Source organism: Methanobrevibacter sp. (assembly GCF_045646205.1).
Taxonomy (GTDB): Archaea; Methanobacteriota; Methanobacteria; order Methanobacteriales; family Methanobacteriaceae; genus Methanocatella.
The window spans coordinates 1-13,770 of the sequence record NZ_JAZRKF010000050.1 but is presented as its reverse complement, the minus strand read 5'-3'; the positions used below and the strand labels follow the sequence as shown (position 1 = coordinate 13,770).

Below are 13,770 nucleotides of genomic sequence, written 5' to 3'. Positions count from 1 at the left end.
ATTCTTAGTACCATTAGGACCAGTAACAGTCACATTATTAGTCAAATTACCAATATACTTAACAGCACCATCATTAATCAAACCAGAAATAAAAGTACCATTATAGATTTTTTCTCCAAGACCAACAACTTTAACATAAAGCATAATGGTAGCATTAGATTTGCCAGTAATATTAGTAATAAACCAAGCAAGTGTCTGATTATTAACATTAACAAAAGCACCAGATTCATTAGCACCAATTACCCTATAAGTACCATTAAAGATCAAACCATCAGGCAAGCTATCAGTAACATTCAATGTACTTGAATATACATTAAATCCTTTATTGAATAGGGTTATATTATACTCAATAACATCATTGTAATACGGAGTAATATTATTAACCGTCTTCACAGGATAAGGAATAATAACAACATCTACTGTTTTATTTGCTTTGTTGTTGCTTACATTCCATTCTGTTTCGTTACATGATACAGAAACCTCATGAGTAACATTAATACCATCTTTTATAGCACGAGAATATACTTTGAAAGTCACATTAGTTCCGTTTCCTAAATTACCAATGTACCAAGTATCACCAGTAAATGAAGAACCATTAGCCAAAGTACAATTAATAAACTCAAAATATTGTGATGGGAATAGATTCTTCAAGGTAACATTAGTAGCATTAGTAGCATTACCAGCATTAGAAACAGTAATAGTCCAGATTGCAATGTCATCAACGAAGTACTCATCCTTATCACTAGTAATATTAACAGAAATATCAACAACAGTTCTAGGATAGACACTACAGTGATCCGTGTAATTAGTACCGTTAGGACCTGTAACGGTCAAGTTATTAGTCAAGTTACCAATAGAATTAATGCCTACACTATTATTAGTTAAATTAATTAGCTCATTTTTAAATGTTTCATTAGTTAACTTACCAATGGCTTTTACATAAGACTCATTGTTGACTAATTCAATCAACTTATTGAATGTTGAACCGTCATGAGTCAAATTAATAATGCCTTTAATGAAAGTGCTGTTTCCTGTTTCATCAAGGAGCTCTTTCATGAAAGTAACGTTATTAGTTAAATCAATTAACTTATTAATCAATTCAGTATTGTTAGCCAAATTGTAGATACTATTGATTACAGTAGTGTTGGTGATTAACTTGCCAAGAGCGTTTATGTGTAATTTAACTGTTATAATTGCACTGGATTTATTTTCAATATTGGTTATTATCCATATTACCTTACGGCCGTCTACAATATGATCAACAGAACTTCCGGAACTGTTGGTTTGATTAACTATATCTGCACCGACAATACTAACGAATTCAACAAAGTCCAAACCAATAGGTAAAGTATCAGTAATTGTTAAATTCTTTTTATATGTTGTATTACCTAGGTTGTAGATTGTTAAATAGTATTCAATGTAATCATGATAATCCGGAGTAATGTTGTTAACGGATTTTGTAGGCTGCGGAAGAGGAACAACTTCAACAGTCTTTCTGGCTATGTTATTTGTATAGTCCCATTCTATTTGATTACAGCTTATTTCAATAATGTTGGTTACGTTTCCTCTGGTAATTACAGTATTAGCATAAATGTTTAAGGTAGCAGTTTCACCTTCTTTCAACTCATCAATCATCCATTTATTAGATTTTGAATCATATCTACCCATATTTGCAGTGTAAGTACCATTAAACGCAAATTCAGGATGTAAAACCTCATTTAAAGTTACATTTGTAGCGTTACAACCGCCATTATTGGTAATTGTAATTGTAATGTTGGCCGTTTGACCTGCAAAATATTCGTCTTTGTCACTTGCCTTTTTAAGAGTTAGATTTAAATGATTTTCCGTATAATCTACATTTATTAAATTAACAAGGTCATCGTCATCAAATGTTGCCATTGTTTTCAGTTTTAATGTGCAGCTTTGATTTGGAGCAATTTCAGGTATATACCATTTACCTGTTTGAACAGTATTATCATAAATACCATCAATATTTCCAATAGTATCCAAGAATTCAAATTCAATCGGGAACAAATGAGTTACAGTAACATTATGAGCAGTGAAATCACCATAATTGGTAATAGTGAAATTCCATATGGCCGTGTCAAACTCTTTAAAGGATGTTTGATTGGTAACCCTATTAACATCTAATTTAATATTTTGCTCATTAGACGTAATGTTGTGAGAGTGGTCTAGCTTTTCCTCATTACATTCTGCCATAGAACAGATTATTATAGTAATGTTTGTACCGTTAGCAAGTGAGGTTATGTTACCAAAACCATGAATACCATCATAAGTAACGTTTACACCTTTATTAGGTCCATCTCGGATAGTATAGACACCATTTATATAATCAGCACCTACAACAGTGTAATTTATAAATTCAAATTCGGAAGGCAATAAATCATCGAATGTGATATTGGTTGATTTAGTACTGTTATTAGCGCTTGAAATTGTAATGGTCCAATAAGCCAAATCATCATCAAAATATTCAAACTTATCTGAAGTCTTTTCTACAGATATGTCTGCATGATTTAAAATTGTGAAAGATGCTGTATTGGTTATTTGTTTATAGTTCCAGTCTTCTGGGTGAGTAGCAGTAACTAGATAGTTACCTACTTCCAATACAGATTTATCTAAATTAACATAAACGTCCCCAAAGTAATGTGTAAGAAGAGTGTCATTATAATAAATTTGTCTCTTTTGTCCAGGACCTACATACTCAACCTTAATAGTTAAATTCTGAAGATATTCACGGTCATCCTGGTATAATAACTTTCCGCCGTTACTTAGCTCTACTCCCTGTACAGGGTTTTCAAACCTTGTGCTATTTGTGGTAAGATTAGCGCCGGAACTGTGGACATAAGACACATTCTTCAATCCAATTTCAATAGCGGATGCATTACTGTGAATTGCATTAATCATGTTGTCCCCACCAATGTGAACAACTTCAATTTTTACATCATTTGTATTATATGGGCTTTTTTCAGGGTCCGCTTCAGTTATTAAAAGGTAACTCCATGCCTGGTTTTCCCTGAATACATCGTTTTCAAGTCTAAAGTTTTTTCCGCTTGAATAAATTGCAGATCCATTACGGGCTTTATTGTGTTCAAAATCATTGCCATAAGTTACTGTATTATTACCATTTACAAAGATTGCACCACCGAGACCTGAAAGTTCACTTACAGTATTATCCGGAACAGCTTCATTATATGTAAAATTATTGCTTGTGAAATTGGAATTGCTTCCATCTATATATAATGCACCGCCATGATAGGTTACATTGTTGTGGTCAAAAGTATTGTTTAAAACAAGGGTATCTTTACCTTTTACAAATGCACCGCCACCACTAGTAGCATTGTTATATAAGAAACTTGATCTCTCAAAAGTGGTATTCTGACCATTCACATAAGCACCACCACCATCCACAGTAGCATTGTTAGATAGGAAAATAGAATTATCAAACCTGGTATTCTGACCATTCACATAAGCACCACCAGCATTTAAAGCCGTGTTGGATGTGAAATTAGAACTATCAAATATTGTATCCTGACCTTTTACATAAGCACCTGCACCGTTAGTAGCCTTGTTGGATGTGAAATTTGAATCATTAATTTCAGCATTGTTTCCATCAATATAAGCACCAGCACCATTAACAGCATCATTATGCTCAAAAGTGGAACCGGAAATCACAGTATCGCTACCATTAAGATAAGCACCAGCACCTTCAGTAGCATCATTATACATAAAAGTAGATGAATAAACTGCATTATCCTTACCTTCAATATAAGCACCAGCACCATAAATAGCATCATTCCTTTCAAAGGTAGAACCGGAAACTTCAGTAGCATTACCTTTAATATAAGCACCAGCACCACGGAATAAAGCTTCATTATTTATAAAATTGGAATCGGAAACTTTAGTATCAGAACCTTCGATGAAAACACCTGCCCCTTCGTCAAAAACATAATTGTCCTCAAAAGTAGATTTGGAAATTTCTGTATTTTTACCATTAATATAAATACCGGCACCGTCATCTGCTTCATTTTCAGTGAAAGAACCTGAAACAATTTTGGTATTATCCCCATTAATATACATACCAGCACCATCAGTAGCATTATTCAACTCAAAATTAGATCCTGAAATTGTAGTATTACTACCTTCAATATAAATACCAGCACCATTAATAGCTTCATTCTCAGTGAAATTAGACTTAGAAGTAATATTAGTATTATTACCACTAATAAACATACCACCACCATTAATAGCTTCATTTTCTGAAAAAACAGAACCCGAAACTAAGGTATTACTACCTTCAATATACATTCCAGCACCATTAATAGCTTCATTTTTGCTAAAATCAGAACCAGAAGTAACATTAGTATTATCACCACTAATAAACATACCACCACCATTAGTAGCGTTATTTTCTGAGAAATCAGAATCTGAAACCACGGTATCACTACCTTTTATATACATACCGGCACCATTACTAGTAGCATTATTCCTCTCAAACTTAGAACCAGAAACTAAAGTATCACTACCTTCAATATACATTCCACTACCATTGACAGCATAATTCTCAGTGAAATCAGAACCAGAAGTAACATTAGTATTATTACCACTAATAAACATACCACCACCATTGGTAGCATTATTCATTCTAAAATTAGAACCGGAAATTACAGTATCACTACCTTCAATATAAATACCAGCACCATTAACAGCATGATTCTCAGTGAAATTAGACTTAGAAGTAATATTAGTGTAATTACCACTAATAAACATACCACCACCATTATTAGTAGCATTATTCCTCTCAAACTTAGAACCAGAAACCAAAGTATAACTACCATCAATATACATACCAGCACCATTGCCAGCATAATTCTCAATGAAATCAGAACCAGAAGTAACATTAGTATTATTACCACTAATAAACATACCACCACCATTGGTAGCATTATTCTTTTCAAACATAGAACCGGAAACTAAAGTGTTACTACCCTCAATATACATACCCCCACCAATAGTAGCGTTATTCTCTGTAAAATTGGATTTAGAAGTAATTTTAGTATTATTACCACTAATAAACATACCAGCACCATAAGTAGCATTATTCTTCTCAAAAATAGAACCATTAATCAAAGTATTACTACCTTCAAGGAAAGCACCTGCACCATAAGTAGCGTTATTTTCCATGAAATTGGAACTTGAAGTAATATTGGTATTATTACCTTTAATGTATAGTCCGCCACCATTAGTAGCGTTATTCTTCTCAAAATATGTATTGGAAATCAGGGTATTGAAACCTTCAATATACATTCCAGCCCCATCATGAGCAGCATTATTTGCTGTGAAATTAGAACCGTCAATAGCTTTAGTATTATTACCTCTTACATACATTCCCGCACCGTCATGAGTAGCATTATTTCCCACAAAGTTAGATGCAGAAATCAGAGTGTTAGTACCTCCAAGATAAATACCACCACCATTTATCGCATTGTTTTCAGTGAAATTACAGCAGGAAGTAATATTGGTATTATTACCTTTAATATACATTCCACCACCATCAAGGGTAGCATTATTTCTGATAAGATTAGAACCTGAAATCACAGTATTAGTACCAGCAATATAAACACCCCCACCATAGGAAGCGTTATTGTCAGTGAAATTAGAACCGGAAGTAATTTTAGTATAGTTACCTTCAATATAAACGGTACCATTAGTACAGTTGTTCTTTTCAAAGGTAGAACCAGAAATTTCTGTATATGAACCTAAAATATAAATAGCTGAACCTTGATTAGCATGATTGTCTTCGAATGTAGAATTTTTGATTTTTGTGTTATTACCCTGGATATAAATAGTACCGTTTTTAGATTCATGGTCATGAAATGTAGAATTTTCGATTAATGTTCTATGACCTACAATATAAATTGCACCACCATTCAATGCGGAATTATTATTAAATTTAGTATTAAGTATTTTGGTATCATTTCCAAATACGTATACTGCACCAGCATTTCCTTTAGGATAAAAAGTTATAGGATCGTGTTTGTTATAATAGTTACCATTAGGGTCTTCCACATAATTATTTTCTCCAAGTTTTCTATAGTATGTATATTGAGTATAATCTTTTGGTACACTAGTATCCCATGAATAGATACCTATACAAAATGATTCTGAATGACTAAGGTTTGCAACATTATTTGTAAAAGTACAATTATCAATAGTTACATTATTACCTTTAGTATTTCTACCACTAAATCCGTCGTGGTCCGGATCTATACCACCAACCATAATAGCAGCACCTTGACCACCACTACAATTAACAAATTCAGAATTTCTAACAATTAAATTATCATGACTTATTCCTATAGCACCAGAATATTCTCCAGTACCATTACAATTAATAAATTTACAATTATCGATTATTTCAGGACTAGTAATACTTGCATATGAAGTTCTGAAATTTCCATGAATATATATAGCAAACCAACGGGAGGTGACATTGATAAAGCTACAATCATATAAAGTAGTTGTAACTCTTGCAGATCCCCATTCTGATTCGTCCGCAATACATAAAGCTCCACCGTGTTGAGCAGAACTGGTATTAATAAAGTTACATCCAACCATATTTACACCAAATACTGCTCCTAATTGACCAGTACCATCTTTAACATAATCATCACCCACATAAGTTTGATGAGAGTTAGTTATATTACAGTTTTTAATTAGAATTTGAGTATTATCATGATAGTTACCTACAGCATTAAAAAACTGAGTTAATGATGTACATCCATCAAGAACACACCCGTCCATTGATCCTCCAGAAATACTGAAAAACCTATAGCTAGAAGTAATATTTATAATTTCAAAGTTTACTAAATCATAACCAGAAGTACTAAAATATCCAGCACGTTTTTGAGGGTCTTCTTGAATTGGCTCATGATACCCTACAAAATTAATAGCACTTTCCCAGGAATTACGTGGGTTAATTGCTGCTTTTTGATTTGGATTTGATTCACTTCCACCAATAATTTTAATGTCACTTAAAGTTACCTTTTTATTTTTCCTATAATTATCACTATAACCCTGCCAACTTGGAAATTGGTCTGAAATGTCAAAATTAATTCTACCAGTATAAGTTCCACCATTAAGGTAGATTATGGTTGGTCCTGTTGCATCCCTTATAGCATTTCGAATATCATCAACGCTATCCCGATAATCAAAAAAATTTAAAACATTAGGAGCACTTAGCACAGGGTCATTATTTGGAGCACCCAATAACTGAGTGTTTTTACTAGCCAAAATTACACTATCATTTTCATCCAATTGATTATCTACTAAACCCAAAACCTGAGCATTATTACTTAAATTTTCACTTTCATTTTCATCCGATTGATCATCATTACAAACACCCAAAACTGAGTCTGATGATTTTTCAACCGAAACAACATCGTCATTTTCCTCAACTACAATATCATCCGAAGCAGACAATATCGTATCCCCCTCTACATCACCCGTAATGTTATCACTTGCACTTACAAACGACATAGATAAAATTACTAAAACCAGTATTAAAATGAAAAACAAATTTCGCCCATTATGCATAATTTTCCTCATTACAACAAATTTTATATAATTTTGCTCTCTTTGATTTAACGAAAATTATCCACATATAGTATTTATAAAATTTTAAAATTAATGAAAATGTACATAGTACAAGTTGTATATTACTTTTTCATATAATATAAAGCTTTTTATCAAATTTAATATATAGTATAAGCATTTTTAGGACATTTTTTTAAAAAAATATACTAATAATAGACAAAATTATAATTTTTAAAAGAAATAGTGGTGAAATGAAAAAAAATAGTAGAAAATAAATAACTATTGACAGCCATGTAAAAACCAATTAATGATTTAGAATAACTGTTTTGATTAAATCAACCTTTTATCGAAGCAACCCATTTCGACAATATGCAATAGCTATTTAGTTTACTATTTTATATTGATCAATCGACTAAAAATCTCCAATATATTCGGCATCGAATGAATCAGATGCAAAATAAATTTGAGATTAAATTAACTTTTTAGTACTAAAATTTAATCGCGATAAAACACAATTAAAACTTAATTAAAAGTTTTTTCGATACAATCTTTACAAAAGTATCTACATTTCATTAATTAAAATATTTAAATACTATTTGTACAAATTTTCATTAACATATATGCCTATATTATATCTTCTACAACCCAACATATATGCAATATTATATTAATTTTTAACTAATAAATATTTTATCATTTTAATTAGAATTTTAAATATTTTTTATGTTACTTTTCAGGGGTTAGGTTAAAAAAAATAAATCAATCAAAAAATCGTGCAAAAGACAAAATTATTTTTTGATTTATACTATTTTGTAGCAAAAATTAAAAAAATTTTAAACATTATTCAATAATAATCTATTTGATAAAAAATTAAGTCAGCAATTTGATTTTATTAATCCAATTAATTTTAAAGCTAATTTCAAAATTTATCGTCATTTTTGAGCAATTTTAATAGATGCATACACTGTAATTTAATTATTCATTTTATACAATAAATTACTTTAAATGTTTAATATTTTTGCATTTTTTTAATAATTTTGTTTATTTTGATAAAAATATGGCATAAGGAGTAATTTTAAATTTAATATATTGTATACAAATATTAATGTGACAATACTTTCAAATATTCATCAGGAACTTTAAAGAATCGATAGAATAGCATCAACACAGTAACTTTATTTGGTGAGATGTTAACGATACCTCACTTTGATGAAAGATAATGTTAATTTTCTAGTCATGATTATATTTCTTATAAAAAAATCACCATACAAAAATATTTTAACTATTTTTTAACATATAATTATAATATGACAGACCAAATGTTTATGGGTGCATCAACCAAACAAGGTTATGATATTGCTACTAAAAGTAGGGAGATTATCCGTGGCCTTATTGGTGATGAAATTAAAGATTTAAAACCTGCTGAAAAAGACATTGTTGAGCGTATTGTTCACTCAACAGCAGATCCGGAATATGCAAAGCTTGTTCATATCAGCGATGATTTTGTTGACGTTGCAATGAAATCCCTAAGAAACAATGAAACCATCTTAACCGACATCAATATGGTTAAATATGGAATAACCCGATATGACGGTGAAGTCGAGTGTTATATCAAAAATGAAGAAGTTAAAAAAATAGCTAAAGAGCACCAAATCACAAGGGCTGCTGCAGCTATCAGATATGCAAGCGAAAACGACTTTGAAGGAATTGTTGTTTCTGGAAATGCTCCAACAGCTGTTTTTGAAGCTATGGATTTATACCAAAAAGGTGAAATTAATCTGAAAGCCATAGTAGGAGTTCCTGTTGGATTTGTTGGAGCTGCTGATTCAAAAGAAGCTTTAAGAAATTCAAATATCCCTAATGTCATTACTGAAGGTCCTAAAGGTGGAACACCTATAGCAGTTGCTTGTGTAAACTCATTAATCCAACATTTATAAGTGATAAAATGACTGAAGAATTGTTTAATGAATCTAAAAAATACTTCCCCGGTGGAGTTAATTCACCAGTACGTGCTTTTAAGCCTTATCCATTTTTCGTTGAAAGAGCCGGAGGATGTAAAATAACAGACAGTGAAGGAAATTCATACATTGACCACTGTCTTGCTTATGGACCATTGATACTTGGACATGCCGATCCTAAAGTTGTACGTGAAGTTTCTAATCAATTGACTATCGGTACAGCATATGGTGCTCCAACTGAAAATGAAATTAAACTAGCAAAAGAAGTTGTTGATAGAATACCGTCTGCTGAGATGGTCAGATTTTGTAACAGCGGAACTGAAGCTACAATGAGTGCTATCAGATTGGCCCGTGGTTTTACCGGCCGTGACAAAATCATCAAATTTGAAGGAGCTTATCACGGAGCTCATGATTATGTTTTAGTTAAAGGCGGTTCAGGTGCAGCATGTTTGCCTGATTCTGCAGGAATTCCAACAGACACTACAAAAAATACATTATCCGTTCCATTCAATGATGAAGAGGCATTAACTGAATTAATAGAAAAAGAAGGCGAAAACATTGCTTGTCTAATAATGGAAGTTGTAATGGGTAATGTTGGATGTATTGAACCAAAACCTGGATTTTTAGAGTTTGTACGTAAAATTACTGAAGAAAATGATATTATATTAATATTTGATGAAGTGATAACTGGTTTTAGAGCATCAAGAGGCGGTGCTCAAGAGTATTATGGAGTCACTCCTGACCTGACAACACTAGGTAAGATTGTCGGCGGAGGTCTTCCAATGGGTGCTTTCTGTGGAAAAAGAGAAATTATGGAATTAATAGCCCCACAAGGACCAGTTTATCAGGCAGGAACATTTAGCGGTAATCCAATTTCTGTCCAGGCAGGATTATCAACATTATCACAATTAGATGATAAATTTTATAAGGATTTAGAAAGAAAAGGTAATTTCCTAAGAGGAAACATTGAATCAGTAATAGATGATGAACAGTATAACATCCAATGCGTTGGTCTTGCATCAATGTTTCAGATTTACTTAAATCCTGGCGAAGTTTACAATTATGCTGATGCCCAAAAATCTGATACTGAAAGATTTTTAAGATACTTCAGAGCCCTTTTAAAGGAAGGTGTATTTATACCACCTAGCCAATTTGAATGTAACTTTATTTCAAAGGCTCATAGTATGGCAGACTTACAGACTACTGCAGAAGCCATTGAAGTGGCACTGGCTGTTGCTTTTAAGAAAAATAAATTTTAAGGTGTTTACATGGTTGATTACAAAGAAATTGCATCATATATAATAATACTTGCAGTCGTTTTAATCGTTGCTCAACACCTGAATGTTGTTGTTTCAGGGAGTATGGAACCAGTATTTTATAGAGGAGACATAGTGGTTGTTGAAAAGTCAGATCTCCTCGGATTACATGAATTTGACCCAAAAGACGTTAAAGTAGGAGACATTGTTGTCTATAATGCAGCATGGTTTAACCAGCCGGTCATTCATAGAGTTATCAATATTGTAGAAATAAACGGTACGACGATGTATGAGATAAAAGGAGACCATAACAATCGTTCAGACCCTTATTATGTAAAAACAGAACAGATTAAAGATAGAGTAGTAACCTGGGGAGATGACCCAATTAAAATCCCTTATATTGGTAATCTTTCATTATGGTTAAGAGGATTATAATTATTTAAAGGTGAGTTAATGTATTTTGAAATTGAAAAACAAGCCATAGATGCTATAAATAAAGCACTAGATCAATATGATGAAGATATAGATAGAAATTTCCGTTTGGAATTTCCACCAGACCCAAAATTAGGAGATTTAGCAAGTACAATAGCTTTTGCACTTACTAAAAAGTTAAAAACATCCCCAAATCTTGTAGCTGAAGATTTAGTTTCTAAAATTGAAGTTCCAGACATTTTTGAAAAAGTTCAAAACTTCGGTCCTTACGTTAATTTCTTTATAGACTATTCAAAATTTTCCAAAAAATTGCTTGAAAAGGTAGATGAAAACTACGGCCAGCTCGATAAGGTGGATGAAAAAATTGTCTTGGAACATACATCTGCCAATCCGAATGGACCATTACATATTGGACATGTACGTAACTCCATTTTTGGAGATTCACTTGCAAGATTATTAAAACTGGCAGGCCATGAAGTGGAAACCCAATATTACGTAAATGATATGGGCCGCCAAATTGCCATTATCGTTTATGGTATAACCGAAATGGGCTTGAAAATCGAAGACCAGGAAGGAGAAAAAATCGATGAAAAAATCGGTAAGCTTTACTTCCTAGCAAATAAGGAAGTTGATGAAAACGAGACGGCTAATGAAAAAGTAAGTGAACTCATTCAGAAATATGAAGAAGGAAAAGATGAAGAATTAAATAAAACCTTTGAAAATGTTGTTGAAAGCTGTGTTTCAGGAATTAAGGATACACTTCATAGAATGAACATTCACCACGATGACTTTGTATGGGAAGGTACATTCATCAGAAATGGGGACGTTGATGCCCTTGTAAAATACTTTGAAAAAGAAGGATTCGTATCACATGAAGACGTGGATTACATTGATTTGACTTTCTATAATATTGAAAAGGAATTCGTGCTTAGAAGATCAAACGGTACATCACTTTATTCAACAAGAGATTTGGCATATCACAGATTTAAAGCAACTCGCGGTGATTTGGTTTTAGACATTCTAGGTTCAGACCACAAATTATCTTCAAAACAGATGAAAGTAATCTTTGAAGAGATTTTAAAAGAAACTGCACCTGAAGTAATTTTCTATGAATTCATTACACTTCCAGATGGTTCAATGTCAACAAGAAAAGGAAAATTCGTGTCAGTTGATGATTTGGTTGATGAAGCTATTTTAAGAGCAACAAAAGAAATTGAATCAAGAAATCCTGATTTAAGTGACGAAGAAATTGCACCTATGGCTGAACAAATTGGAATTGGCGCTATCAGATTCTTTATTGCAAAATTATCCCCTGAAAAACACTTGACATTCAAATGGGATGAAGCTTTAAGCTTTGAGAGAGGCTGTGCTTCAATACAATATGCACATGCAAGAGCCTGCAAGTTACTGAATAAATCTGGAAAAGATGTATCTTCACTTGAAATCGATGAAAACTGGACTCCAAATGAAACCGAACAGGATTTAGTCAGATTAATAGCTAAATTCCCACAAGTCGTAGAAGACTGTGCAAACAAGAAAAGAGTTCACAATATCACCCAATACTGTCAGGATTTAGCAGGGTCATTCAATAAATTCTACAAATCCGAGCAGGTGATTGGTTCTGATGTTGAAGATACAAGATTAATTTTAGTTGACAGAGCAAAAACAACTATCAAAAACGCTTTAGATATTTTAGGAGTACCTGCTCCTGAAAAAATGTAGATGAGTTAATTTACTCATCTTTAATTTCTTTTTTAATAATACATTGATTTTTTTTAGAAGTAAGAATAATATATTGTATACAAAAATCAGTCTACAAAATGTATATAATCTTCTTTTCTAGGTAATGCTTCAGGCGTTTCCATGTCCGGATAACCTAAAACTACATGACCGATTCCACATATCTATCAAGTAGTTGGGCTTGAATATGATAGAATTCGATTAATTATTTTATCATTAAGAAAAAAAGTATCTGAATTTTTAATCATTTATTTAATATAATAAAAGTAGTATTTTAAATTAGATATTTTGAAATGTATTATCATGTTGAAAATAAAAAAAGAGAGGGAAATTGAATTTCCCCGTTTAATGTTTAATCTCTACGTCTTAAAACACCGATTCCAACAGCAAGCAAAGCAATTAAAACCATTACTAATGGATTACCGGTTGCAGGAAGAACATCACTGGATCCTTTTTGTGGAGTTTCAGGAACGGTTGTGTTGTTATTCTTTACAGGAGCTTCGGTAGTCACATTAGTAGGTTTTTCTACAGGAGTAGGCTCTACAGGAGTAGGTTGTTCAGGAACTACAGGAGTAGGCTCTTCAAGAACCGGTTTGTCAATTACAGTAGTGACATTGTTAGCATATTTATCTTGAGTTTTATCACTGGAAGCTGAAACAACATTGGTAAAGGTTCCAACCTTATTGGTGTTAAATACTACAAATAGGCTTAAATATTCACCTGCATATAATGGAGTGTTTAAAGTCCATGATAAATCATTGTTTTTAGTC

Annotated in this window: 6 protein-coding genes; 4 read left to right on the top strand and 2 right to left on the bottom strand. The window is 32.2% G+C overall.

The genetic code is table 11. The annotated features are described in order from the left end of the window. The coding region (locus ACKI44_RS09140) for a right-handed parallel beta-helix repeat-containing protein (protein ID WP_407423663.1) at positions 1–7,557 on the bottom strand (7,557 nt) is incomplete at its 3' end. A 1,364-nt stretch (positions 7,558–8,921) separates the two neighbouring features. Between ACKI44_RS09140 and ACKI44_RS09135 the strand changes: the two genes are divergently transcribed. From ACKI44_RS09135 to argS, 4 genes are read left to right on the top strand one after another with little or no spacing between them, the layout of a single operon-like run. Next, the gene (locus ACKI44_RS09135; RefSeq protein WP_407423661.1) at positions 8,922–9,551 is read left to right on the top strand and encodes a cobalt-precorrin-8 methylmutase; all 630 of its coding nucleotides are present in this window, start codon (positions 8,922–8,924) and stop codon (positions 9,549–9,551) included. 8 nt (positions 9,552–9,559) lie between these two features. After that, entirely contained in the window at positions 9,560–10,831 is a 1,272-nt protein-coding gene (gene hemL / locus ACKI44_RS09130; protein ID WP_407423659.1) for a glutamate-1-semialdehyde 2,1-aminomutase, read from the top strand. A gap of 9 nt (positions 10,832–10,840) precedes the next feature. Then, positions 10,841–11,263 carry a signal peptidase I gene (locus tag ACKI44_RS09125; protein ID WP_407423657.1) on the top strand — a complete coding sequence of 141 codons (423 nt, stop codon included), beginning with the start codon at positions 10,841–10,843 and terminating at the stop codon, positions 11,261–11,263. Positions 11,264–11,281: 18 nt separating this feature from the next. Next, the gene (argS, locus tag ACKI44_RS09120) at positions 11,282–12,982 is read left to right on the top strand and encodes an arginine--tRNA ligase (protein ID WP_407423655.1); all 1,701 of its coding nucleotides are present in this window, start codon (positions 11,282–11,284) and stop codon (positions 12,980–12,982) included. Between the two features lie 370 nt (positions 12,983–13,352). Here the strand turns inward: argS and ACKI44_RS09115 are convergent. Next, the coding region (locus ACKI44_RS09115) for a hypothetical protein (RefSeq protein ID WP_407423653.1) at positions 13,353–13,770 on the bottom strand (418 nt) is incomplete at its 5' end.